The organism is Polyangium jinanense (assembly GCF_028435265.1).
In the GTDB taxonomy this organism is placed as follows: Bacteria; Myxococcota_A; Polyangia; order Polyangiales; family Polyangiaceae; genus Polyangium; species Polyangium jinanense.
Genome location: NZ_JAGTJK010000057.1, coordinates 35,219 through 61,366, shown reverse-complemented (window position 1 = coordinate 61,366; position 26,148 = coordinate 35,219). Strand labels below are relative to the sequence as shown.

Here is a 26,148-nt window from a genome sequence, read left to right as displayed (position 1 = left end):
TCACGCAGAAAGCGCCGCGACGGCTGCCCCGAGCGCTTTCGCCAGGTTCCCCCGCCCCGCCACCTCGACCCGCTCCATCCCGAGCCATTCGGCCATATGGGCGAGCTCCGCCGCCAATCGGTCGGGCGTGTCCGGACCCGCGCCGGGCTCGGTGTGAGAGGCCTGCACCCGGAGCACGCTGGCCTTGCGGTCGGCCTTCAGATCCACCCGCGCGGTGATGGTGTCGCCTTCGAGGAACGGCAAAACGTAATAGCCGTGGGTGCGTTTCTCGGCCGGCGTATAGATCTCCAGCCGGACCTTCACCCCGAAGAGCCGTTCGGTGCGATCGCGGAACCAGATGAGGTTGTCGAACGGCGAAAGGAGCGCGTGGGCGCCGATCCGGCGCGGCGTTTGCGCCTCGGGATGCAGGTACGCCGGCTTGTGAAAACCCTCGACCGAGACCTGCAAGAGCTCGCCAGCCTCGACGAGCTCCTGCACCCGAGCGCGAGCTCCCTGCAAGGGCAATCGGAAATAATCGCGCAGGTCGGCCTCGGTCGCGATGCCCATGGCTCGCGCGGCCATGCGGACGAGCTCGCGCTGGGCATCCGCCTCCGACGGCGTGGGCAAGCCCATGATGTCGGCAGGCATGACCCGCTCGGTCAGATCGTACACCCGCTCGAAACCACGCCGCGTCGCCGTCGTCAGGTATCCGGCCCAGAACAACCATTCGAGCGCGCGCTTGCCATCGGACCACGACCACCAGCCGGACGCACCCCGCGGGCCCGTGGCGAAATCACCTCCCGTGACCGGCCCCCGCTTTTCGATCTCGGCGAGCACGCTCTTGATATACGCGCGTTTCTCCTTGGCGAAGCGCGCGAGCCCGCCCCACAGCTCCCCCGCCTGCGCGCGCGCCATGCGCCAGCGCAGCAAGGGCTGAAGCGCGAGCGGCATGAGCGAGGCCTCGTGCCCCCAGTACTCGAAGAGCGACCGTTTCTTCCCCCAGGCCTCCTTTTCAAGGAGCGCCTGCGGATACACGCCCAGCCGCGAGAATGCGGGGAGATAGTGCGTGCGGACAAGGACGTTGACGCTGTCGAGCTGGATCACGCCCAGCCGGTCCGCCGTCTTGGCGAAGTGGCGGCGGTTCACGCTCGCCGGCCGCGCTTCGGCAAAACCTTGCGCCGCGAGGGCGATGCGCCGTGCCTGCTTAGCCGAGAGGTCGATCTTCTCCTTCATGGGGGACCCGCATGGTAGCCGCGGTACGTCCGAGGGCCAAACGGGGCGCGAGCGCCACGCCGTGCGGGCAGCCGCGACGGCTCTTGACAAGGCCCCCTCCCCGCGTGCAGGCTCACGCCGCCATGCTCTTCTTCTTCGTGTAAGCGCGAAGGCCCGTCCCACATCGTCGCCCCTGGTGTTTCTCGTACCCAGGGCGGACGGGGACGAGTGCGCGCGCTGCACGTGATCTGCGGGCCTTCGAAGCCGCGTCGCGCACGCGCCATCCGGTCCGCGTCCGCCCGAAGGAGGAGCGCATGGACTCCGCCTATGGCGCATCGAACCCGTTTGCGACGGACTCGATGGCGCGTGTGATCGTTTTTGTTCGTCGAATGGTCTCCATTTCCGCAGATCTCCGCCGGCCCGCCGTGCGTGCCGGCACGTTGATTCACCTCGCCGCCGCTGCGCGCGCGCTGGAGCGGCGATATCTCGGGTCCGTCGCCCGCGAAGGCGAGCTTTCCGGCGAGATCCTCTCGTCGCTGCGCTCGCTCGTGGGCGCACGAGAGGACTGCGAGGCCGGTCCGGCGGGAGCGCTGCTCGTGACGTATCTGGAGGAGCGGCTCGCGGCGGAGGAAAGCCCCGCCCCGCGGGCCATCGCGCGGATCGCCGAGCGCGCGGAAGGGCTCTTCGGCAGCGTCGAATCCGCGCGGATCCATCGCTTCAGCATCGAGCTTGCGAGCGGCCGGCGGCGCGAGGCCCTCGAACGCGCGAGGGCCTTGCCGAAGGGATGGCTGCGCGAGCGCGCCCTCGCGCGGATCGAGGACGGGATCGAGCAACACCCGGGGCGCGAGCGCTCGTACTCGTTCGTGGGGAATCTCGATTCGCTGGAGGAGGCGCGCATGTATCGGCCGTCGCTGCCGCTCGTGCGCGAACTCTTCGTGATGGGCGGGGAGGCGTCGCGCATCGCCGAGGAAATGCGGACGCGCATCGAAGGCAGCGCAGGACAAGAGGCGCGCGCGCTCCTGGCGATTGCGCGGTATCCGGAGCGTGGGCCCGCCGGGGTCATCGCGCTTCTGCGCGCCGTGCGGCATCGAAACGCGTGGAATCACGGCTGGCTCGGCGCGATCGGCGCTGCGCTCCATGCGGAGCGGCTGGACCACGCCGAGGCGCTGCTCGCGCACGCGCCGGGGCGATATCTGCGAGGTCGTGCCGAGCTCGCCATCGCGGCGTTTTTCGCCGATCACGGCGAGCGGCTCGCGGCGCGGCGACGGATCCAGCGCGTGGAGGATCCGGCGCTCGCGCCCGCGATCCAGCTCTTGCTCGCGCGCCTCGATCTCGATGCGGGCCTCGTGCGGCGGGCCGAGAAGCGCGTGGTTGCCTTGCCGATGACGCTGCTCGTCCCACCGCGGCGCGCAGCGCTGCACGAGCCGCGGCTCCCCGGCGAGCCCGAGCCGATGGAGACCAAGCTGGCCCGCGAAGCATGGCTCGTCCGGATCGGGATCTTTTGTGCGCGCACGGGCTACGGACGTGACGCCCTGCTGCCGCGTGAGCTCGTGGCTCGTGCATTCGACGATGCTTCGCTGCGACGCGTGCTCTTCAGGAACACCGCATATTGGAACAACCTGCTTCATCCGGACGAAGGAGAGCCACACGAGGTGCGCTGGTGGAAGGCGGACGTGCTCAACGCCACGCGGATCACGGAGCACTGCCTGGACCTTCTCGAGAGCGCCTCCACGCTGCGGGATACGCTCGCGGATCTCGATGTCGGCGGCCACGTCACGCCCGAGGCAGCCTTTGCGCTCGGCGCGCTCGGCCCGACGTCGAGCTGGGATCGCTGCCGTCTTGATCCACGTTTCCGCGACGCGCTCGGCGCCGCGCGCGCCCATTACGACGAGGGGATCTCGTTCACGAACATGCGCAAGCGGCGCCGCGTGGCGCTGATCGACGCGGGCCGCGCCTATCTGCGCCGCGTACTCGACAAGGATCCCGCGGGCGGCGAGGAGGCGCGTGCCGCCACGACATCGCGGATTCGTTGCCTCCAGAACCTCGGCGGGGAGCAGGCCACGATCGTCCTGCAACACGCGCTCGTGCGCTCCGTGGAACGCAGCGGGCATGCGCAGACCAGAAGAACTCTGTTCGGCGCGCTCGCCGCGCTCGCGCCCCAGCGCGCGACGGAGATCTTCGTCGAGCAGTACGAGGTCTTCGCGCGGGATCGACAGGCACCATGGGCTGCGACGCAAATCGAGGCTCGGGGCTTGTTCCCGCCGGGCACCGCGAGCGCGCACGGCCGCACGTTCACGCGCCTCATGTTGCGCCTCGGCGATCGTGCCTCCACGTGGCTCGCCGACTTCGTCCGGACCTTTACGCGTGATGTCGGCACGCCTCCCGGCCCGGAGGTGCTGGCGATCGTGGACACGCCCGATCTGCCGGCGACCGGCGAGGAGCGCGTGCGCCAGATCCTCGAACGTCGCGAAGCACTGTTCCAGGGCGATCCCGAGGACTTCGTGCGTGGGCTCGCCGAGGAGCCGGATCGGCTGCGACTGCTCTCCGCGTTATGCCCCGTGTCGCCGGGGCACAACGCAGCCGTGTGGAGTGAGCACGATTGGCAGCGCATCGTGGAGCGCTTGCAGAAGGACGTCGGCCCGGTCGCCGTCGGCCCGATCGCGCGCCTGCGCCGACACTTGCCCGGCGCCGACCAAGCCGTACAGGCGCTCGTCCAGGGCGCGCCGCCCGTGCCCGCGCTCGCGCGGCCGCTGCCCCTCGGATCGAGCGGCGTCCTCGTGCTGCGGTACCTCGACAAACGGCGCGATTTCGCGGCGTTCTTGCGCTTCGCCGACTGCGTGCCGTGCTGCTTCAACAGCACGAGCTCCATGTATGCGTACGGGCGTGATGTGAGCACCCAGCGCATGGTGCTCTCGCTCTGGAAGGACCCGCTCTCCTTCTGCTTTCAGGTCGTGCGCGCGCCCCGCGCGGGCGTCGCGGAGGCGCAGGGGTTCGTGTTTGGCGGCTTCGGGCTCTGCGAGGATGGGCCCGCGGTCCTCTTGAACGGACTCTATTTGCGAAGACAGATGCCGTGGTTGCGCTTCGCGATCGTCGAGGCCATCGAGCAAGCGCTCTGCCGGCCGCTCGGGATTCGCCTCGTCGCGATTGCCACGCGGTACGGCGGCTTGGGCCCGCTGCCGCCCGACTATACGACGCAGCCACGACGCGTCGTACACCGGCTGCGGGCGCTCTGCGAGCCGAACGGCGTCCTCATGACGCGCGTGTACGACGACCTTTCGTCGCGGATCAACGGCGACGTCACCTCGCTTTACGGCATCTACTGGAGAAAAATCGCGTGACCTCGGGAGATCCCGGTTTCTCAGGCAGGCAGCGCGTACACGCCGACGTCGCCGTGCTCGGTGCCGACCACGAGCGTCTTGCCGCGGAAGGCGCAGAAGGCGCGCTCGCCATGGACGCTCCGGCGGCCGAAGATCGGGCCCGTCCATGCGGCGATCGTGCCCTCGCGATCGCAGACGACGACACCAAGCGCGTGGCTCTTCGTCTTCGCGGTCACGGCGAGCCAGCGGCCGTCGTGGCTCACGGCCACGCTGCGCAAGGGGCCGTCGGAGAACTTCGGATCGGTCTTCGCGCCCCCGATGCCGTTCTCGAGCGCGTTGAGCCGCTCGCAGTTGCCGGCCGCGTCCCAGCGGAAGATGCGGCACCTCGCGAGCGCGTAGACCTCGCTCCCGTGGACGACGAGCTCCGAGGGCCACGTGTAGCCCTTGAGCTTCTTCGGGACCGGGAGCGTGCGCAAAACCGCGCCGCTTGCGTCGCGCTCGACAAGCGTCGCGTCGGTGCCGACGAAGAAGCGGCCCGCGCCGTCGCTGCCGAGGCAAGCGGAGCCCGGGAGGTCACCGAGCGCCGTGATCACGCCGGTCGTCACGTCGAGCACGCGCAGACCGGTGGAGCCGTGGACGGCGAGCCGATCCCCGTCGATCCACGCGACGGTCGCGGCAGGCTCGATCCGCCGCACTTCGCGGCCCTCGGCGAGATCGAGGATCACCACCGGGAAGCCGTCATGGCCGCAGCGCACCGCCGCCCAGCGGCCTCCGGGCGAGATCCGGAGCCCATCGAGGACGGGCTCGACGGTCGGCGTGACCGGGATGGGCGCGCCGCCGTCGACGCGGACACCGTCTTCATGGAGGGTGACGACACGCTCGCCGGCGAGCGCGAGGCCGAGCAGCGCCACGGGCCCGTCGCCGATCGGGCGCCCCGTGCGCAGGTCGACGAGGAAGAGGCCGAAGCGCGATCCGATCGCCAGGTGGTCGTCGAGGAGCGCCCAGATCCCCGAGCCGCGCAGCGTATGCTGGGGCGGCACCACGGGCAGCTCCTCCGGCTCGAGGCGCTCCGCGTCGAAGAGCGTGTTCTTGCCGACATAGCGGCCGAGGATGAAGCGACCGTCGACGCTCGCGAGCATCGGGTTACGCGCGCGCCAGGCGTCCGCGCGTCGCCAGACCTGAAACGCCTCGGGCACCGGGATCTCCGTGCCGTCGCGGCCGCGGCGTTGCGTGGCGCCGGGTTGCTCGACGTCATGACCGAGGTGGAGCGTGCCACGTCCGACGCGGAGCACATGGCCGGGGCTCTGGCCGCCATCGATCGGGGTGAAGGCACCGCCCTCGCGCGCGTACCAGCCGTCGTAGAGCAGGACATCGCCGGTCGCTGGATCGACCTGCGGCGGGAGGCCTCCGCTGTTGCCGATGCGGAGCGTGTCGACGAGGGTGTTCGTGCTCGTGTCGTGCGTCTCGATCACCTCACCGCCGTCGCGGTACACGATGAGGCGCAGCCGCTCGGGCGTGATGGGATCGAAGAAGAACCACGCGCCGGGCGCCTCGATCTTCGACGCGCTTCCGCCGGGTCGGACGACGTGGATCGTGCTCCCCACGGCGAAGGCGACGACGCCGGCATCCGACACCGCCGCCTTCCCGAGCCGGGCGTCCCCGAAGCGGTAGCCGATGCGCGCCGGGGTGTGGTCGAGGACCTCGGTGAAGGTGCGCCCGTCATGCGAGAAGACGCGGACCCGGAGCGCGTCCTTGTCGTCGCGCTCGTTCTCGCCATCGGGCGGGAGGGCATCGAAGACCGCGACGTACTGGCCGCGAGGCGCGACCACGATGGTCTCGTCGACTGCCGCCGGTCGACCGGAAAGCGGCGGAGACAGATCGGATACACGAGACAGAACGGGCCAATTTGTCGACTTTGCCATGATCTCTCCAGCAGAGCGCGGTTTCATACACAGGCTCACGCGCGTGGTCCCAGTCGCAAGCACGATTTTCACGCTGCCGTTTGGAGAGACGCCTTACGCGTACTCCGTCGTCAAACGCGCTGACGTGAACATCCCGATGATCTCCGCCCCATCCCCCGACACGGTGACGCACGTGGCCTCGTCCCCGAGCAACCCACGCTCCCGCGCGAGCGTTCGCACGGCGACCGTTGCATTCTGGAGCTGTAGCCCCACCGCCCCACCGCCAATCCGCACCGGCATCCCCCGCTTCAGCTCGATCACGTACGCCCGCCGCTGCACCCGCCGCGGGTTCGACATGTCGACGGCCAGGAAATCGCCACAAAAGGCGCGCTGGTTCGCGCGGAAGAGCCAGAGCTCGGTACGGCGGGAGAGAAGCTCGCGGGCGAATGCATGCTCGTCCGCCTTGAACGCGAATGCATGAAACGCGAAGGCCGCCTCGGCCTGGGAAGGTTTCGTGATTTTCTGAACGAGCTCGCAGAAGAGGTCACGCCGCGCGACGGCGCGGCGGGTGAGCTTGATGGCAAGCGGAAGACAGGGCGCCATGAGGTCCTCGGGGGGCGAAGGTCGAACGCAGGCCGGCTCGCTCGCGCAATGTGAGCGCGGGACGAACGGCGACGAAGCGCGCCGGCATGAGCAACGCGGGCGGCGGGGGGACCCGCCCGGCGAGAGAACCGCGTTGCTACCGGAAGACCTTCATGGCGCCACCTGAATGTGAAAACCCTACACCAGGCGGTGGATCGAGTCAACGCCCGGGTCGCATGACGAGCGGCCCATCACGACAGCCATTGCTCGTAATCTCCAATGGAATGGATGTCGTAGGTGCACTCCTCGGACTCGATGAGCGCGCCGTGCAGCCGATTGCGACGGATCACCGTCCCCTCCCCCGCGTGCAGCAGCACCGACCGCTCGTGGCCGGTCACGAACCGCAGGATGCCGGACTGGATGAAGCAGAGCGCGTCGCCGTCGTGCACGTGGGTCACCGAGAGCTCGCCGCGTGGCTCGATGAACCGCTGCACCTTCGGCTTCTCCCGGCTATGCTCGATGTTTCGGTGGATCGCCGGGGCCAGCAGTTTCCAGTGGGCGCTGCTGTCGGACCAGGCGACCTGATCGAGGTAGTCCTGCTTCGCGATCCCGGCGAGGAGCTTGCCCTCCTCGAAGCCGCGCACGATGTCCGGGATGATCCCCTCCCCGAACATCTCCACGGCCGGCAGGATCATCCTGTCGAAGACCATCCGGCTGCGATGCTGATTGATATGGGCGTGCTCCTGGAAGTAACGGACATCGACGCCCGGGCCGAAGACCTTGCGCAGCGTGTCGGCCATGCGGCGGCACATCTCGATGAAGGTGGTCTCGGCCTGGAAGAGAGCCCCGATGTAGCGGAAAAACCGGCCGTGATTGCGGCACACATAATTGTAATAGTTGTTCAGGAGGAGCGACGACGTCAGGTAAAACTGCCAGTAGGTGTGCGGCGTCGAGGCGAGGCCGACGCTCTCCATGGTGCCCTCGTAGAGCGAGCTGTGCCGGGTCCGATGGACACCATAGCCGAGCTCGTCGATGAGGATCTTGAACATCTCCGACTGGAGCGGCCCGTAGCTGCCGCCCACGTTCCGCCCCATCGCGGACGATTCGAGGAGAAAATCGCTCGCGAGCTGGACGAGGCACGTCCGGGCCGCATGCTGCGGGTACTCCGAGGTGAGGATGGCAGTGGCCATCGAGCCATCGGACCGCCGCCGCTCCTCGGCGATGAAGCTCTCGAAATACTCGCTCATGGAGGAGAGCGTCCAGCGGCCGGAGGTCGAGATCGCGTCATCGAGGAAGCCGAACAGATACGACTCCAGCCACGGGCGCACGATGGCGCCGAGGACCTGCGCGCGCCGCCCGTAGAATTCGTCCATATCGGCGCGCTTCGACGCGAGGTCGCGTCGCGGGAGCAGGACGAAGTCGCTCTCGTAAATGGTGAGCAGCGTGCGACACGCGGTCAGGCTGGCGGAGGTGAGCAGCTCCTCACGGGCGAGCGGCTTCTGGAAGTTCAGGTCCTTGAACACGTGCGGCCGCAGCGGGCGCCGGTACGGGTTGTCCTCGATGCGCCAGGTCTCGATGTCGGCGTAGAGGTCGCTCTCGCCGTACGCCTGCAGGCACCGAGCGAAAAAATCGTAATCGTCGACGGCCGGGTTCCTCGAGCGCTCGTCCGAGAGGGAGCGTTTCTTGTGCTGCATCGTCATTCCGTGGGGGATCGGTGGTGGATCAGGCGAGCGAGAAGCGGATGCTCGTGTCGTCGTGCTTGCACGTGACGGTCACGACCTGGTTGCGCTCGACGTCGAGCGGCGTCTCGAAGCACTGGACGGCCTGCATCCAGTGGCTCTGGTGGTTTGTCGGGGCGTTCGTCAGCACGACCCCGCCGCCGAGATCGAGCTCGAACCAGAACGCGATGCCGTGGACGCGGCCGCGCTGCTTCGTCGTGACGGATACGGTGCATGTGCGCGGATCCAGGGGGCCTCGCTCGAAGTCGAATTCGAACGCCTCCGCGGCAGGGCTCAGGAAGGCATGCGGGTGCGCGCGCAGGCGCACCGGAAAATATGTCTTCGTCGAGACCTGATTGAACAGGCTCACGTCGAAGCCGCCCACCTCGAAGGCGAAGTTGTTGCGGTGGACGGCGTCGCTCTCGAGGAGCTGGAAGCAGACCTTCGCCCGCCCCGGGATGACCTTCGCCTCCGGTCGCAGGAGTTTTTCCCGCGCGTGGCGGACGATGGGCAAGATCCCTTCGCCGAGCAGACCGCAATCGAAGGTCTCGGTCACCAGCAAATCGGCCCGCCGGGGGATGTCCCGGCCGGCAACGAGGTCGGTCGACACCCTGGGGATGACCGAGATTTGATGGTCGAGCTTGTTCTCCGCGATGATCCGCCGCGCCAATCGCGCGATCGCCACGACCGACTCGCAGGTGAACACGGCCCCGGCCCCCGCGCGGGCCGCCATCATGGCGAGCAGCCCCGTCCCGGAGCCCACGTCGAGCACCGTGCACGGCGAGCCTCCAATGGCGATCTCGAGCGCGCGCTCGAAAGCCTGGTTTCGCTCGTGATCGTTCAGCATCGCGAAATACCAGCGTGGAACGAGCTTGCGCAGGAGCCCGTTCATCGTCAGAACGATGGCCTCGTTGTCGGCGTCGAGCGTCGAGGCCTCCTCGAATCGCTCGAGGGCCCGCTCCAGTTGAAAGCTCGCGGCGAGGCGATGGCCCTCCTCGACGAGGGCGCGTGCGCGCGCCCGATCGGCCACCACGCGTAGCTTCGCGCGGGGGGCTCGCCGGTGCTCCGGGCTCGATTGCAGACCCGTATCGGACGCGGGCGTAGGGTCCTCTGCGCTCATTCCGTCATACAACTTCACGAGGTGTCTCCTTAGGGCGGTGTGCCGAGAGCCCCCTCACAGCATTTCGTATGCCAGACACGATTCGCGGCTTTCAGGGCTGCCCGCGCCGCCATCGCCCGCGCCGCCACCCCGCGCGCCTGCCGAGCCCGAGCATTCCATCGTTTTGCGTGGCCTTGCAGGAACTTGCTCGATCATGCAAGCAGGCGGGGTTCGTTCGGCCGATCATGGATCGACAAACGTGCCGGATCGTGGCCCGAACGGGGAGCGGGGCCCGGTGGCACGACGCTTGAGTACGCGGGCGCCGAGGGGCCAGACTCCAACGAGAAAACAAGGAGATCACGATGCTCGAGGCCCATCCGAATGCCGACCCGAGCGGCCGGCCCACCGTCCTCCTCGTGAGCAGCGGGTATCACCTTTACCGCGAATATCTCTTGCGGATGATCTCGCAGGCCGCGCGGGTGGTTCTCTTCCTCGACCGGGAGCCCTCCTGGGAACGGTCGTACATCACCGATTCCAAGATTGTCGACACGCTCGACGCGGAGGCCATGATCACCGCCGCCCGCGCGGTCGCGGCCATGGTCCCGATCGACGGCGTCATCTGCTGGGACGAGATCCGCATGGTGCACGCGGCCCGCGTCGCCGAGGCGCTCGGCGTGCCGGGCACCGACCCGGTCGCGGTCGCCCGGTGCCGCGACAAACACCAGACCCGCAGCGCATTGGCCGCGGCCTCCGTGCCGCAAGCGATCTCCAAGCTGGTTTCCTCCGTCGAGGAGGCGACCGCGACGGCCTTTCGGATTGGGTATCCGGTCGTGGTCAAGCCGCGCGCGCTCGGCGCGAGCATCGGCGTGAGCCGCGTCGAGGGCCCGGACGAACTCGCCGCGGCCTATCACCATGCCCGGACGTCGACCGAGGACGGCGTACCCCATGACGATGCGAGCGTGCTCGTCGAGGAATACCTCGAAGGGCCGGAGATCAGCGTGGACGCCGCGTGGGTGAACGGCCGGCCGATCCCGCTCTTCGTGGCGCGCAAGATCCTCGGCTTCCCTCCGCATTTCGAGGAAATCGGGCATGTCGTGAACGCGGCCGATCCGCTGCTCCTCGACCCGGCCTTGCTCGGTGTGCTCGACGCGGCACACCGGGCCGTCGGCTTCCGGACCGGGATTACGCATACCGAGCTCCGCCTGACCGACGCCGGCCCCAAGGTGATCGAAATCAACGCCCGCCTGGGCGACGACCTCATTCCCTACGTCGGCTGGGTCGCGTCCGGCATCGACCCGGGGCAGGTCGCGGTGGACGTGGCTTGTGGCCGCCCGCCGCGCGCCATGCCGATCCGGCTGCGGGTCGCGTCCGTGCATTTCCTCTATCCGGCAGAGGACACGGTCGTAGGCGCCGTGGACATGGACAAGGCCGCGCTGCCGGCCTCCGTGAACGTCGCAGCCGCCCTCGCGGCGCCCGGGCAGCGCCTCGAATTGCCGCCGGCCGGGCACGTCACCAGCCGATACGCGTACGTCGTTACGGCCGGAAAAACAACGGCGGAGTGCGCCGCCGGCGCCGAGGTAGCCGCGCGCGCGATCAAGCTGCGCCCGGAGGAGTCCCCGAAAGCCGCGGGAGGCAGGCAATAGCAATCGCACGAATACGCAGGCCAAGGACACCTGCCTCGCCCCCCGCACTTGCCCTGCTCCGCTGCGGCATTCGCGATGGCCCGGTTCAGCGCTGGGCCACCGCGCGTCGCCGCGTCCTCTCCCCCCTGCCCTTCGACCCCCACCGGCGCTCCGAGCGCCCCCGAGGAGGATTGAATGCCTCTCGCCGCTGGCCTCCAAACCTTCATCGACCGATACAACCGGGCCATGCCCCCCGATTTCTACACGCGCCCCCTCGCGGAGCAGCGTGCCCTCTATCTCGGGCTCACCCTCGAGTTCCCGTACGAGCTGCCGCCGGACGTGATCATCACCGACGACGTGGTCGCCCACGGGCGGCGGCGCCTGTCGATTCGCGTGTATCGCCCGCGCTCCCCGGTGGGACGCGGCCTGCTCGTCTACATTCGCGGCGGCGGGTTCGTCGTCGGCTCGCTGGAGACGCACAACACCGTCGTCGCCGAGCTCGCCTGCCGATCGGGGCTCGTCACCATTGCGCCCGATTTTCGCCTGGCACCCGAGCACCCCTTCCCGGCGGCCCTCGAGGACTGCTACGGCGCCCTTTGCGGCATCGTCGTCGAGGCCGCGCGGCTCGGCATCGATCCCGACCGGATCGTCATTGCCGGCGACAGCTCGGGCGCGAACATGGCCGTCGCCGTGGCCTTGATGGCCCGCGACCGTGGCGGCCCCAAACTGTGCGGCCAGGCCCTCATCAGCCCGGTCCTCGACCTCACCCGCTGGCGCCGCGGCGCCGACGTCCAGTTGCTCACGGGCCGCGAAAATGAGTACTACACGGCCTGCTACGCGCCCGATCCCTGGCAGGTCGCGCATCCGTACGTGTCCCCGCTTCTTCGCGGGACCTTCGACGGCCTGCCGCCTGCATATCTGATGGGCGCGGAGCTCGATTCGCTACGCGTGGACGCGGAAGCCTACGCCCGCTGCCTCCGCGAGCACCGCATCGACGTCGACCTCGTGATCGAACCCGGCCTCGTGCATTCCGCCGTCCGCGCGCGAGGGCTCTGTCCGCAGGTCGAGGACGCGTGGGCCAGATACTGCAGCCGGGCGGCCCGGCTCGCCTGCGTGAAGGAGAACCATGCCTCGAAGTAACCCGAATGGGCCGGCCGTGATCGTCGACCCCTATTCCTCGGGCGCCCTCTTTGCGCCTGCATTCGCGGCGGCCGGCGTCCCGGTCGTGGCGGTCGTCTCCAGCCCCTCGCCGCCGGCCGCTTACGCCGCCTCCTACAGACCGGAGCATTTCGAGACGATCCTCACCGCGACCGAGGACCTCGAGCCCTTGGTGGAGCGTCTGCGTGCCTTGCGCCCCCGGTGCGTGCTGCCGGGCTCCGAATCGGGCGTGGAACTCGCGGACGCGCTCGCGCCCCGGGTGGTCCCGGACGTGGCCAACGACCCCGAGAAGGCGAGCGCGCGCCGCCACAAAGGCGACATGGCCGCGGCCGTGGCCCGGGCCGGCTTGCCCATCATCCGCCAGCTCTGCACGAGCGACGCCGACGAGGTCGAGGCATGGCTCTGCCGCTCGAACCTCGCCGGCCGGGACCTCGTGATCAAGCCGCCGAAGAGCGCCAGCAGGGACGACGTGACCCGCGTCCCTCGCGGCGAAGACTGGCGGGAGGTGTTTCATTCGATGCTCGGTCGTCCGAACCGCCTCGGCATCGTCAATGATCGGCTCGTCGTGCAGGAACACGTGAACGGCACCGAATACGTGGTGGACACGTTCACCTACGAGGGCAAACACACCGTCACCGACGTGTGCCGCTACCACAAGGTGGACAACGGCCCGCACATGGCGGTGCACGAGCGCATGGAATGGTTGTCCCCTAAAACCCCGGGGATCGAGCGCTTGATCGGCTACACGCGTGGCGTCCTCGACGCGGTCGGGATCCGGTTCGGCGCGGCGCATGTGGAGCTGATGCTCACCCGCGAGGGACCGCGGCTCATCGAGATCGGCGCGCGCCCGCACGGCGGCGGCCAGCCGAGGTTTTGCCGCGTCGCGACCGGCGACAGCCAGGTGGACCGGACCGTGCGATATTTCGCCCGACTCGGGCACGTCCGCGAAGGCTTCGGCCTGCAATCGCACGTCCTCGTGGTGTTCCTGATCGTCCGGACGCCGGGGATCGTGCGGAATGCGGAGATCTTCGCCGACGTCGAGGCGCTTCCGAGCCATTATTTCTCGGTGATCCGCTTCCGGAACGGCGATCGATTGCAGCCCACGAGGGATCTCTTCGGCAGCCTGGACCCCGGCTTCGTGGTCCTCGCGCACGCGGACCGCGCCCAGGTGCTGTCCGATTATCACAAGATCCGCGACAAAGAGCGGCAGCTGGAGCTCGACGATTCACGAGGAGCGCCATCATGAGCACGGAAAAGGCCGCCGCGGCCGCGGAGCCTCGGGCGCTCCATCCCGCCCTTCCGCGCCACTTCCTGGCGTTCGCACCCTCGGCCGAATTTCACGTGCTCGAGCGCAGCGGCTCGTTCGGGCACGTCGAGGTGCCCCGGATCCTGCGGGACTTCTGGGCCCGCACGTCGGCTCTCCGCCTTGCCTGATCGCGCAAGGCTCGGCACCCCTCTCCCCGTCCCTCCCCCAACACCAGCCGAACCGTAGCATCACGGGATCGGCGCTGATCCGCGTTTTTTTCTGCGATGGTAAACGCGCTGCGGCCGCCGGGGCGCTCGGCGGCGCGCGCGTGGCCTCACGGTTGCACCTTCGGCGCGAGGCGTGGGGGTAAAGGTATGAATGATCGAACGAGCGGCGATCACAACGAGGTCTACCGGCGCGTTCCGGACGAAGACCGCGCCCGGTGTGACCTCGTGATGAAGGGCGGCATCACCAGCGGCGTGGTGTATCCATCAGCGGTCCTCCGTCTCGCCAAGAAGCGTCGTTTTCGTTGCATTGGCGGCGCCTCGGCCGGCGCCATCGCGGCCGCGGCCGCCGCTGCGGCCGAGTATGGCCGAGCCGATGGTGGTGGCTTCGCTCGGTTCGAGCGCATGCAAGAGGACCTCGACCGGCAGGGTTTTTTGATGGGCCTTTTCCAGCCGACACCGCAGGCTCGCCCCATCTTCGAAATGCTCCTCCTCACGAAACGGCTGCGTGATCAAAAACGGCAGAACGGAGAGGAAAGACGCTCGCCCCACCCCGCTCGGCGCCTGTTCACCGAGGTGCGCAAGTCGGGTATCGATTCCGTCTGCGCGGCCTGCCCCGGCCAAGGCTACACGCGGGGTCGGCGGTGCGGCGCTCGCATGGGCGCCCTCGTCTCCCTCGCGGTCGTGGTCCCGTCCGCGGCGCTCTTCACGATGGCGGTCGCGAACGAGCTCTCGTGGCTCCCCCTGCTCCTCGGGTTGTCCCTCTGCGGGGTCTTCCTCGTCTCTTTCGCCTATCTCGGTGGAATCGTGGGGACGCTCCTCGCGTGCCTCCGGCACGTCCACGACGACGAGGGCACGAGCCTGTTCGGCTTATGCACGGGCTCGATCGACGACGGCTCGCGCCATGACCAGGTCCCCCTCACCGAATGGATGCACGAGGGCCTCCAGGAGATGGCCGGCCTGCCCTACGATCGCCCCCTCACCGTGGGAATGCTTCATGCGAGAGGCATTCATTTCAAGGTGGTCACCTCCGACCTCAACGTCCGGCAGCCGCGCGCGGTGCCCGAGGAGGAGCTCGACGGCACGCTCAAGAAAGACCGCTCGTTCGTCTTCGAGGAAAACGAGATGCGGCGCCTCTTCCCCGAAAGCGTGGTCCGCTTCCTGGTGAGCGTCGCGCCTCCGCACGAGAGCGCCGCGCTCCCGCCGGGCTATCACGTCTTCCCGATGGACGAGCACATGCCCGTGCTCGTGGCGATGCGGATGAGCCTCAGTTTTCCTGTGCTGCTTTGCGCGGTGCCGCTGTATACCGTCGAGGAATCGGGGGAGCTCCGGCGCCACTGGTTCAGCGACGGTGGTATTGGGATCAACTTCCCGATCCACTTCTTCGATAGCTGGTTCCCCCGCTTTCCGACCTTCGGAATCAACCTGCGGGAGAAGGCGCCGCGTGCGAAGGAGGGCTACCACGCGCCGGGGGACGACGTCTCCTTGCCCGAGCCGCGCGACGGACACTCGTCGAGCCCCACGTTCCGCGAGATCACCGACATGAAGGATTTTTTATGGGCGGTCTTCGAGCTGGCGCAGAGCTTTCGGGACGATAGCCAGGCCGCGCTGCCCGGCTACCGCGAGCGAGTCGCCCAGGTCTACCTCGAAAAACACGAAGGAGGGCTCAACCTGGACATGAACGTCGAGACCATCGACAAGCTCGTCGAAAAAGGCGACACCGCGGCGCGGCTCTTCCTCGAACGATTCGACTTCCCGCAGCATCGATGGGTACGCACGGTGCTTTTGATGTCCCGCATGGAAATCGAGCTGGGGCGCCTCTGCAAGAGTTTTACCACGAACGGCCTGAGGCAGGCGCTCCACGATCTCCTCGAACAGGAGCAAGAAGCCTATCGCAGCGACAAACCCTGGTACGGCTCCGTGAGCCCCGCCGAGGACGAATGGTTTCACCACGCCAAGGCGCGGATGGACGCGCTCGTCGATCTGATGGCCCGATGGTCCGAGCTTCAGGAGACGTGGCAAAAGCACCACCCGACCGACGAGTTCTTCTTCGCCGAGCGCAAGCTCAGCCCGGCGGGGAAGCTGCGGTTCACGCCCGAGGTGTGAGTTTCCGCGACGATCTGCCCGTACGAACAAGGAGACATCATGCGTGAATTGGAATCCATTGCTCCGGCGACGCGTGTGCGATCGCTCCTGCTGATCACGCCGATCCTGCAGGGATTCGTGCCTTCGCTCCCCGCGCTCCGGTACGTCGATCGCCTCCAGGTGGTCCTCGACGGGTCCTCGGACGGCAAGGACACGGGGCCGAGCGTGCTCGACCTCATCGATTCCGTGCATTTCGGCCAGTGGTCCATCATCGACGGCGGCCGGCGGCTCCTGTTCGTCTCGATGTTCGTGGGCGAGCTCGAGCCGTACCTCAAAGACTTCTCGGTCCGCATGGCCTGGGGCCTCGACCTCATCTGGATGCATTGTGAGGGATACCCTGGAGCCGCGCAGTTCGAGCCGTTCGTCGCGTGGGTGAAGCAGCACATGGTGCAGGCCGACCGGTTTTACGAGGCGAACCCGGGCGTCACCGTCGTCGACATCCGGTGGTGGAAGGCGCTCCACGCGCAATTCGAAGAATTTCGGCGCAAGGCTCGCTGCGGCGGCGACATCGTCTCGCTGTTCGCCGAGCTCGAGCGTGGGATCGCACGGCTCTCCGGCATCGACGAGGTAGCGGAGAGCCGCTTCCTCCGGTCGATCGCGGGCAGCGTTCGCGCGAACATCCAGGACCTCAAGGACCAGAGGCTCTTCGCTCCGGCCGAGATCGAGCCCATCGAGCGTAATTTCGAACAAGTCATGGCGACATTGCAGGGGGAGAAATCATGAGCACGAACAAAGCTTCCATGATCGAGTTCGAGGACGTGCAGGGCCACCTCCTGCTCTCCTACGGCAAAACATTCAACATGCGCCACGCGCGCTTCCTGTTCCTGCATTTCGAGGACGTCCCTGCCGGGCGCCGCTTCATCGCCACGAAGATCCCGGAAGTCACGACGGCCCGCACCAGGCCGCCGGGGCCGCCTTCCACGCTGAACCTCGCGTTCACGTTCGACGGGCTCGCGGCGCTGGGGCTCTCCGCCGAGGAGCTCGAGAGCTTCCCGGAGGAATTTCGCGAGGGAATGGTGCAGCGCGCGGCGTTCCTCGGCGACGTCGGCGAGGACGCGCCCGAGCGCTGGGATCTCCTGCCCCCCGGCGCGCCGGCCTTGCACGCGATGGCAATCGTCTATGCGCGCAGCGATGCCGAGGCGGATGCGCGCGCAAGCGAACTGCGCACCGAGGCCGAAACGGCTCGGGTGCGCGTCCTCCACGTGCAGACGGCGGCGTCGCTCGAGGGAGGGCGGGAGCATTTCGGGTTCGCCGACGGCGGCAGCAATCCCAGTATCGTCGGCGACGGGACGGACGCACCACCGGGGCGCGCGCTCGAACCCGGCGCGTTCCTGCTCGATCACCCCGACGATTTCGGCGCCGTCGCCGCTCGGCCGAACCCGAGGGCGCTGCGCCGCAATGGCACGTACCTCGCGCTCCGCAAGTTGCGCCAGGACGTCCCCGGATTCCGCCGCTTCGTCGCGAAAAACGCGGCCATTCTCGGAATGGACGAGGAGCTCGTCGCCGCGAAGCTCATGGGCCGGTGGCGGAGCGGCGTGCCGCTCGTGCTCGCCCCCGACAAGGACGAACCCGACATGCCAGTCGAGCGGCGCGACAATTTCGGCTATCAAGAGCAGGATCCGCAGGGGCTCCGCTGCCCGTTCGGCGCCCACATCCGTCGCGTGAATCCGCGTGACGCCCTGCCCGTTGCGAGGCGCACCGCCGTCCGCTCGCACCGGCTCATCCGCCGCGGGATGGCGTACGGCCCGCCGCTGCCGGAAGGAAAGGACGAGGACCACGTGGATCGCGGGCTCATGTTCATCGCCTACTCTGCCTCGCTCTCGCTTCAGTTCGAGATCGTGCAGCAATGGCTGAACAACGGAAACGTCAGCGGCGAGCCCAGCACCGTCCACGATCCCGTCGCCGGCTCTCCCTTCCCGCAGGGGACGTATACCGTGCCCGCAGCCGGCCCGAACGGTGAGCTCGCCTCGGTCCACACCCTCTGCGGGCTACCGAGCTTCGTCCGGGTGCGCGGAGGCGCGTATTTCTTCGTGCCGGGCATCGAAGCGCTCCGGTACATCACGAACGAGGAGAAACCCCAGCCTGATGCAATCGAAAAGTTCCTGCAGAAGTACGCGCTCGCGCAAAACGACGAGGACAAGAGGGACTGCGTCGAGGCCTGTCTCCTGGATCCGGTGACCGCGCGGAGGCCCTTCTGCGACACCGCGGAGAACTGGGCTGCGCTGCGAAAGGAGCAGCCCATTTTCGAGACCCCGCACGGCGTGCTCGTGTCGCGGTTCCGGGACGTGCAGGAGGTCCTCGCCAAACCCGAGGTCTTCTCGGCCCAGGAATACGGGGCTCGCATGGCGGCCACCGTGGGCCCGTTTTTCCTGGGCTTCGACGGCGAACGCCACAAGCGCGAGGCATCCCTCGCGCGCCTCGTCGTCCGGCCTCGGGACCTGCCGAGGCTTCTCGAGCGGGCACGCTTCGTCACGCCCGTCGTCCTCGGTCTCCTCGAGAGACGCGCGAACGGCGCGCCGGACCTTCTTCCGCAGGTCGTCATCGCCTCGGTGGTGCGTACCGCCGGTGAATACTTCGGCGTGCCCGGACCTTCCGACGAGGACCTTTTCCGTTGGCTGAGCGTGGCGTCGGCCTACATCTTTTTCCCACTGCCCAGCGACGAGCGTGCAGCCTCCGGCGCTGCGGCCGGCATTGCATACCAGCATTACCTCGAAGAGCTCCTGCGCGCGCGGGAGCTCTCGATCGCGAGTGGAAAACTCGCGGGGGACGACGTGCTCGGCCGGCTCCTCGCGCTCTCCACCACGCACGGGCTCGACCGCATGACCATCCGTCAAATCCTGGGCGGGATCGTTTCCGGGACGATGGTCCCGACCGCGATGACCCTCCTGCATGCCCTCACGTACCTCCAAGGCGCGCCCGAGGCCTGCAAGAAGGCGCGCGAGGCCGCGAAGAAGCGGGACATGGACCGGCTGACGGACATCCTGCTCGAAGCCGCTCGCTTCGACCCCTATCCGTCGCTGCTCTACAGGACCGCGCTCACCGATTACGAGCTCGCTGCGGGCACACCCCGCGCGACCCGTATTGCGAAGGGCAGCCGGGTCATCCTCTCGCTCGCCTCGGCAATGGCCGACGACGAGGCGCTCGAAGAGCCCGACGTGTTCCAGCCGGGCCGCCCGGACGAACACTCGCTGCTCTTCGGCTACGGCTCACACGCCTGCATCGGTCGATTTCTAGCGGGTCCGCTGATGGCCGAGATCGCAGCCCCGCTGCTCCTATCGAGGCTCTGACCACCTCTACGCGGCGCGCGTGCTCCCCGAAAGGGCGGCCGAAGCGAGGAGCGCGCGCGCCTCGATCACGAACCCGACCATTCCCATGGCCTCGAATGCGGCCACCGCCGCGTCCGCTTCCTCGCGCGCCGTCGCGGTCGCCCCTTCGTCCCGAAAAACCCTGGCCGCGCAGAGGTGGGCGAGCGCCTCCTCGCGCGGGGATTTTTTCTGGCGCGCCGTCTCGAGAGCCGCATCGATATGCTCGCGCGCCGCGTCTCCGCGCGCCGTGAGCGCGAGCGCCCGGTGCGCCGTCGAAAGACCGATGCGATCCCCCGCCTCCGCCCGCGCGAGCGCGGCGCGCGCGGAGGCCGCTGCCTCCTCGGTCTGCCCCGCAAGCGCGAGCGCTTCGGCCAGCGCGCCGTAGCTCCACGAGACGCTGAGCCGCGTCCCTGTGGCCTCGATCCATTGCACCGCTTCCCGCAGGAGCGCGAGCCCCTCCTCTCGCTTGCCGAGCGAGAACAGCGAAAGCCCCTCGGCGGTCTTGCTCATGGTCGCGACGTAAGGTGCGCCCAGAACCGCGGCGAGCTGCCGCGCGCGCTCCGCCGTCGCGGAGCACGCGTCGAACGCGCCCTGCCACCCTTCGACCATCGCGCGCTGCACGAGCACCGAGCCCTCGAGCGAGCGGCGCCCGAGCTCGGCCGCGATGGCGAGCGCGGTATCGAGGTGGGCGTGCGCCTCCGCGAATTCGCCGCGGTCGCCGTGAATCATGCCCAGGTATCCGTAGCCGTACGCGCACCCCGCGGTCCGCCCGCCCCAGGGGGATTGCTCCTTCATCGAAATGCCCTGGTGGATGTACGCGAGGGCCTCGTCGTAGGCGCCTGCCGCGGCGTAATTCTGGCCCAGGTTCAGCACGAGCTGGTAATGCAGCTTGTGGTCGCCGAGCGCGCGCGCCTCGTCGAGCGCGCGCTCCGAGACCCGGATGGCCCCCGCATGATCACCGAGCGCGTAGGCGATCCAGCCTGCCCAGTAATCGCAACGCACGACCCCGTTCGCATCCCCGATCCGTGCCGCGATCTCCCGGGCCTCCGCGAGCACCTCGATCTGCCGCGGCGACGGCTCGTACAGGCACGCCTCGGCCCAGCGCACCGTGACCTTCACGCGGCGCCTCGACACGTCCTCCGTCTGGGGAAGTTGTTCCATCAGGGCGAGCGCGTCGCCGTAGCGCCGCCGCGCATCGTCGAGCGCGTACGCGCGCGCGGCCTTCGCCGCGGCCTCCTCGGCATATTGCGCCGCCTTTTCGATGTGGCCACTCCGCTGATAATGGTACGCGAGCGCCTCGACGTGCTCTCCTCGCTGGTCGCCCGGAAAAACCTCCTCCAGCGCTCGCCCCACGCGCGCATGCACGTCCCTCCGCTCGTCCTCGGGGATCTCGGCATAAGCGCGCTCGCGGAGTTTTTCGTGCAGGAACCGGAGCCGGCCCCCGCCTCCGTCCTCGAGCACGTACGCGCGCCGCAGGCTGCCGAGCGCATCCATCAATGTCGACTCGGGCAGATCCGCGGCGCGGCGCAGGACCTCCTCGTCCACCTCGCGTCCGAGCGTCGCCGATAAATGGGCGAGCCAGCGGCTCGGCGCGTCGAGGCCGGCGAGGTGCCGCTCGATGAGGCCCGCGAGCGAGCGCGGCAACCCGAGCGCGGCACGCACGGCGCTCGGATCCTGGCCCTTCGCGGCGACACGGAAGATACCGCCCGCGTCCCGGTACAAGAGCCCTTCGGACAGAGCCGTGCGCAAATATTCGGCCAGGAAAAACGGGTTTCCGTCGGAGGCCTCGGCCACGAAATCGAGGAAAACCTGGGGCAAATCCGGCAATGCGAGCATGTCGCGCGCGACCTGCCGCGTGCTCGCCGCGTCGAGGGCGCTGAGCTCGACGCGGCTCGCTCGGGGCGCGGCGAGCAGGCCCGCGAGCGTGTCGCTCACCTCGTCCGTGCGGTACGTCCCCACCACGAGCATGCGCTGGCCCGCGAGCGGACGAAACACGAGGTCCCGCAGAAATCGCAGGGAGAGCTCGTCCGCCCATTGCAGATCGTCGATCGCCAGAAGCAACGGCTCGGTCTCGGCGAACGCGAGCAGCGTCTCGGTCAAGCCCGCGACGACCCGCTGCCGGGCCGTCGCCGAAGGCAGCGCGGACAGGGGCTCGGCCGCCGGCGCCTCCGGCGCGAGCATGGCGAGAGCAGGCTCGTAGGCCGCGAGCATGGACGCGCGATCGCCGAGGATGCGCGCCGCCGCCTCGGGACCTGCGCGGCGGCAATGGTCGGCGATGACGAGGAGCAGCGGGCGTAACGGATGGAGCGGCGCTGCGCCGGCCCCGTGCGCGCCGAGTGCGACGCATTCGCCGGTCACCACCGTGAACCCCGCTCGCATGGCGAGACCGGCGAGCTGGGCGACGAGGCGTGTCTTGCCAATGCCGCTCTCGCCGCCGATGAACACGCACTGCCCCTCCCCGCGCCGCGCTGCGCCGAGGTGCCGTTGCAGCTTCAAGACGACGTCGTGCCGGCCGATGAAGCTCGGTCGATACAGATAAGGCTCCCCCCAGCACCGCGGCGTGGGCTCGGCCGGCGCGAAGGCAGCGAGCGCGGCCGCCACGTCCTCGGCATAACCCATTCGATCCTGTGGTCGTTTGGCGAGCAGATCGAGGACCAGCCGATCGAGTGCCGCGGGAATGCCGGACACGCTTGCCGACGGCGGCGCGGGCGCCTCGCTGAGGTGCTTTCCGATCACGTCGCGGGGCGTGTGCCCCTCGAAGGGCGGCCGACCGGTCAGGCATTCGTAGACGATGCAGCCGAGCGCATAAAGGTCACTTCGCGCGTCCACCAGATCGCCGCGGATCTGCTCGGGCGACATATAAGGCGGGCTGCCCGTCACCACGCCCATTTCGAGCGCGTCGCGCCCGCTCGTCCCGGAAAACCTCGCGGCGATACCGAAATCCACGAGAACGGGCGTGCCGTCGTCCCGAAGGAAAATGTTCTCCGGCTTGAGGTCGCGGTGGACGAACTCGGCGCCGTGCAGGCACGACAGCGCCTCGCAGAGGCGGCGCATGACGCTGCAGATCGTCGTGAGCTCCTCGGGCGAGAGGGGCTCGCCGGGGCGCCGCGCCTCGATGAGCGCGCGCAACGTGCGTCCGCGGAGCAGCTCCATGGCATACCACGGCCGCCCGTCGTCGACGCCCTGGGCGAGGATCTGGACGATGCTGGGATGCCGGAGGCGTCCGAGAGCGTGGATTTCGCGTCGAATGCTGGCGATCTCCTGCCCAAAGGCGGCCTCGACGGTCTTGATGGCGACCTCTTGCCCCGTGTCCCGGTGCTCGCCCCAGTAGACGATCCCCATTCCCCCGCGCCCAAGGATGCCTCGGACATGGTAGGGGCCGAGCGTCGCGGGCTCGTCCTGCCCTCTGGACATGTCTGCAGTATAGGCCGCGCCCCTTGGTGGTATAACCCGCGCCGGTCCGAGGACACGCAAGGCGTCCGGACACCCGAGGAGCGGCGCGAGCAGCCGCTCGGTTCAGCGCGGCAAGGGAATCCCCACGATGACGCCCGCGCTGAACGTACCGGTATACGCGCGATCGGTCTGCGCAATGAGGTGAGCGTGAATCGGGAGGGACAAACCGATGCTCGGTTCGGGGGCCGGTGGAGACGGACAAGTGGATGTCCCCATCGAACCAGAGGCGTTCGTCATTGCCCGCGCGTCGCGGCGAACGGGCGGCCGCGTCTGACGCTTCTTGCCTGACCACGCAAGGCAATGGCGAGCGAGCGGCCCCGATGAAATGGCGATCTACGCGCGGATCCGGCGAAAGAAGGGGGCGCGTGTCGTGGCACGGTCGATGCTCAAGGGAAAACCGACGAGGAGTCCAACCATGTGTGCTCGGCATCCCTCCCCCGCCCTCGCTGCCCGATCCGGCTCCCCCGTCGAGGCACGACAAAATCCGCCTTGCATGCGGGCGCCGTGTGACGAGTTCATCTCGCTCGCCTCCCACGAGCTCTTGACCCCGGTCACCGCGCTCCGGCTTCAGGCGCAGAACATTCGTCGCCTCCTCTCGCAGCACCCCGAGGAGGTCCCGGCGCGCATTCCGAGCATGGTGGAGACCTTCGACCGCCAGCTCGGGCGCCTGGCGCTCCTCTGCGACGAGCTCCTGCACGCCACGCAAATCGTGGCGAGCGAGCTCCCGATCGCCTGCGAGGACGTCGATCTGGGCGCGCTCGTCGGCGACATCGTCGACCGTGTGGCGCAGCGCCCGGACGCCCGCGCGCTCGTCACGATCCGCGTCTCCGGCACGCCTCGCGGACAATGGGACCGCATGCTGGTCGAGCAGCTCGTCCTGCACCTCGTCCGCAATGCGCTCGTGTATGGCGAAGGCAGGCCCGTGGCCATCGAGGTCGCGGAGGTGGAGGGCGGAGCCCGGCTCGTCGTGAAGGATCACGGGATCGGAATCGCCGAGGAGGACCAAGCGCGCATTTTCGAGCGCTTCGAACGAGCCGTCTCGCCTTCGCGCTTCGGCGGCCTCGGCCTCGGTCTTTACATCGCGCGCGCGGCCGCGGAGGCGCACGGCGGGTCGATCCGCGTCGAGAGCGAGCCCGGACAAGGCGCGACGTTCATCGTCGAGCTCCCGACCAAGCGCAGCGCGACGCGGCGGGCGCTCGAGAACGCCCCCCACGCCGCGCGCTCGCCCGGGTTCACTCGTCCGGCTCGTCGTCGCTTCCGCCCTCGTCGGACGGGGGCGATTGCGAGGGCGGCTCGGCCGTCCCGAACCCGAGCTTTTTGATGCCGAGCACCTTCATGCGGTGCACCAGGGTCCGGAGTGGCATTTCGAGCTTGCGCGCCGCCTCCGTCTGGTTCCACTGCGACGCGCGGAGCGCCTCCACGATGGCCTGCGCCTCGTAACTTTGCATTCGTGCGCGGAGCCCGCCTGCGTCGTTCGCCGGGGCGGGCTCCGCGGACGCGACGATCACCTCCTTCGCCGCGTGCGAGCCGATCCGCCCCTGCGCGCGCACGCGCTCGGGCAGGTCGTGCACCGAGATCGAATCCCCCTCCGCGATGACCACGGCCCGCTCGATCGCATTGCGCAGCTCCCTCACGTTGCCCGACCACGGATAACTCCGCAAAAGGGCGAGCGCGTCGGGCTGGATGCGCTGGATCCGGCGCTCGTTCGCCTGGTTGGCGAGCTGCAAGAAGCGCATCGCGAGCGGCTCGATTTCCTCCACGCGCTCCCGGAGCGGCGGAATGTCCAGCGTCATCGTGTTCAGGCGGAACAGGAGATCCAATCGAAAGCTGCCGGACGCGGCCATCGCTTCGAGATCCCGGTGCGTCGCCGCGATGAGCCGTACGTCGACGTCGATTTCCTTCGTCGAGCCCACCCGCGCCACGCGCCTCGTTTCGAGCACGCGCAGGAGCGCCGCCTGCGCCGCGAGCGGCAGCTCGCCGACCTCGTCGAGGAACACCGAGCCGCCCTCGGCAGCCTCGAAGATGCCTTTTTGCTGCTGGACCGCCCCCGTGAACGCGCCGCGCTCGTACCCGAACAGCGTGCTCTCGACGAGCTGCTGCGGAATGGCGCCGCAGTTCACGCATACCATCGGACGAGCATGCCGGGCGCTCTGTTCGTGCAGGGCTCGCGCGATCACCTCCTTGCCCGTGCCCGTCTCCCCCTGCAAAAGCACCGGGATCGACGAGCGAGCGAGCCGCGCGACCGTCATGAAGACCTGGCGCATGGCCGCGCTCTCCACCACGGGCTGCTCGCTCGCATTGGGTTGTCCCGACGGACTTCCCCACGTCCACGGGCCGCCCGGCATCGATTGCACGGGCCGCCCGGGCGCCGCGCGTTGCAGGGCTGCGCGGCAGGCTTCGAGGAGCTTTTCCGCGGACGTCGCGATCTCCGGCGAAGCGGCCACGCCCACGAGCAGCGTCGGGCCGCCCTCCTTGGGCTCGCTGATCTTTTGCGCGATGTCGCAGGCGACGCCGAGCGTCGCTTCCGGCAGGAGGACGGCCACGGCGTCGAGGCTGTAAACGCCCACCTTGTCGATGGGCCGGAGCTCCGCTTGCACGCGCGAGAGCCACCGGCTCACGTGCACGCTCTCGCGGCCGCCGGCCTGAACCATCAAAATCGCGGCGTTGCGCCCGAAGAAACGCGCCCGCACGACCTCGTCTTCGAGCGTGCTCCGGAGCCGCTCGTAACTCAGGAGCCCGGGAAGCAGGCTCGCTTCCGGCGCGCGCTCGCCGATCGTGATGATCACGCGCCCCAGCATCACCTCGTCGCCGATCCGCGCGACGCCCTCCGTCACCCGCTCGCCCTGCACCCACGTGCCATTCAGCGAGCCGAGATCCTCGACGCGTACGCCCCCGCTTTCGAGCAGCGTGAAACAAGCGTGCTGGCGCGACAAACTATCGTCGTCGATTTGCACGTCGGACGGAGACGTCCGACCGATGACTTGCCGGACGCCAGGCCGGAGCTCGACGAGCTCGGTGCCGTCGCGATGATAAACGAGCAGGGTCGGCCATTTGCGCGTCTGCCTCATGGCGGCGCCGACCTCGCGTCCGCCCGGCGGGAGAGGCATGGTCTCGGTGATCTGCGCTGCGCGTGAACCCATGTTGATCCCCTACAATCTTGTCCGATCCACGCGCGCGGGTCGATGGG

Annotated in this window: 16 protein-coding genes; 9 read left to right on the top strand and 7 right to left on the bottom strand. The window is 68.6% G+C overall.

Annotated features, from left to right (window positions below; genetic code table 11):
* Positions 1-1,212: a winged helix-turn-helix domain-containing protein gene (locus tag KEG38_RS46840; RefSeq protein ID WP_272427380.1), complete on the bottom strand. Its 1,212-nt coding sequence runs from the start codon at positions 1,210-1,212 to the stop codon at positions 1-3.
* Positions 1,213-1,505: 293 nt separating this feature from the next.
* On the opposite strand from KEG38_RS46840, the gene KEG38_RS46835 reads away from it, so the two are divergent.
* Complete coding sequence (locus KEG38_RS46835; RefSeq protein WP_272427379.1) at positions 1,506-4,529, top strand: hypothetical protein; 3,024 nt, start codon at positions 1,506-1,508, stop codon at positions 4,527-4,529.
* Positions 4,530-4,549: 20 nt separating this feature from the next.
* Here KEG38_RS46835 and KEG38_RS46830 read toward each other — a convergent pair whose 3' ends face one another.
* The 4 genes from KEG38_RS46830 to KEG38_RS46815 all read right to left on the bottom strand — a co-directional run bounded on the left by KEG38_RS46830 (position 4,550) and on the right by KEG38_RS46815 (position 9,847).
* On the bottom strand, positions 4,550-6,337 hold the full coding sequence (locus tag KEG38_RS46830) for a WD40 repeat domain-containing protein (RefSeq protein ID WP_272427378.1): 1,788 nt from the start codon (positions 6,335-6,337) through the stop codon (positions 4,550-4,552).
* Between the two features lie 186 nt (positions 6,338-6,523).
* The gene (locus KEG38_RS46825; RefSeq protein WP_272427377.1) at positions 6,524-7,012 is read right to left on the bottom strand and encodes a hypothetical protein; all 489 of its coding nucleotides are present in this window, start codon (positions 7,010-7,012) and stop codon (positions 6,524-6,526) included.
* Positions 7,013-7,242: 230 nt separating this feature from the next.
* Positions 7,243-8,685, bottom strand: coding sequence for an iron-containing redox enzyme family protein (locus KEG38_RS46820; protein WP_272427376.1), 1,443 nt, complete (start codon positions 8,683-8,685; stop codon positions 7,243-7,245).
* A 28-nt stretch (positions 8,686-8,713) separates the two neighbouring features.
* Positions 8,714-9,847, bottom strand: coding sequence for a 50S ribosomal protein L11 methyltransferase (locus tag KEG38_RS46815; protein WP_272427375.1), 1,134 nt, complete (start codon positions 9,845-9,847; stop codon positions 8,714-8,716).
* 323 nt (positions 9,848-10,170) lie between these two features.
* Between KEG38_RS46815 and KEG38_RS46810 the strand changes: the two genes are divergently transcribed.
* The 7 genes from KEG38_RS46810 to KEG38_RS46780 all read left to right on the top strand — a co-directional run bounded on the left by KEG38_RS46810 (position 10,171) and on the right by KEG38_RS46780 (position 19,490).
* The gene (locus tag KEG38_RS46810) at positions 10,171-11,451 is read left to right on the top strand and encodes an ATP-grasp domain-containing protein (protein WP_272427373.1); all 1,281 of its coding nucleotides are present in this window, start codon (positions 10,171-10,173) and stop codon (positions 11,449-11,451) included.
* Positions 11,452-11,625: 174 nt separating this feature from the next.
* A complete protein-coding gene (locus KEG38_RS46805; protein WP_272427371.1) occupies positions 11,626-12,570 on the top strand; it encodes an alpha/beta hydrolase in 945 nt (314 codons plus the stop codon).
* Complete coding sequence (locus tag KEG38_RS46800; protein ID WP_272427369.1) at positions 12,557-13,834, top strand: ATP-grasp domain-containing protein; 1,278 nt, start codon at positions 12,557-12,559, stop codon at positions 13,832-13,834. Before KEG38_RS46805 ends, KEG38_RS46800 begins: the two co-directional genes overlap by 14 nt.
* Positions 13,831-14,022, top strand: coding sequence for a hypothetical protein (locus KEG38_RS46795; protein ID WP_272427367.1), 192 nt, complete (start codon positions 13,831-13,833; stop codon positions 14,020-14,022). Before KEG38_RS46800 ends, KEG38_RS46795 begins: the two co-directional genes overlap by 4 nt.
* A gap of 186 nt (positions 14,023-14,208) precedes the next feature.
* Positions 14,209-16,164 (top strand): patatin-like phospholipase family protein, encoded by a 1,956-nt coding sequence (locus KEG38_RS46790; RefSeq protein ID WP_272427365.1) that lies wholly within the window; start codon positions 14,209-14,211, stop codon positions 16,162-16,164.
* A 39-nt stretch (positions 16,165-16,203) separates the two neighbouring features.
* On the top strand, positions 16,204-16,926 hold the full coding sequence (locus KEG38_RS46785) for a hypothetical protein (protein ID WP_272427364.1): 723 nt from the start codon (positions 16,204-16,206) through the stop codon (positions 16,924-16,926).
* Positions 16,923-19,490: a cytochrome P450 gene (locus KEG38_RS46780; protein ID WP_272427362.1), complete on the top strand. Its 2,568-nt coding sequence runs from the start codon at positions 16,923-16,925 to the stop codon at positions 19,488-19,490. Before KEG38_RS46785 ends, KEG38_RS46780 begins: the two co-directional genes overlap by 4 nt.
* 6 nt (positions 19,491-19,496) lie before the next feature.
* Here KEG38_RS46780 and KEG38_RS46775 read toward each other — a convergent pair whose 3' ends face one another.
* Positions 19,497-22,922 (bottom strand): serine/threonine-protein kinase, encoded by a 3,426-nt coding sequence (locus KEG38_RS46775; protein ID WP_272427361.1) that lies wholly within the window; start codon positions 22,920-22,922, stop codon positions 19,497-19,499.
* Positions 22,923-23,454: 532 nt separating this feature from the next.
* Here KEG38_RS46775 and KEG38_RS46770 point away from each other — a divergent pair.
* Positions 23,455-24,282 (top strand): sensor histidine kinase, encoded by an 828-nt coding sequence (locus tag KEG38_RS46770; protein WP_272427360.1) that lies wholly within the window; start codon positions 23,455-23,457, stop codon positions 24,280-24,282.
* On the opposite strand, the gene KEG38_RS46765 is transcribed toward KEG38_RS46770, so the two are convergent.
* Positions 24,194-26,101, bottom strand: a complete 1,908-nt coding sequence (locus tag KEG38_RS46765) for a sigma 54-interacting transcriptional regulator (protein WP_272427358.1) — start codon at positions 26,099-26,101, stop codon at positions 24,194-24,196. The genes KEG38_RS46770 and KEG38_RS46765 overlap by 89 nt on opposite strands.
* Positions 26,102-26,148: the final 47 nt, after the last annotated feature.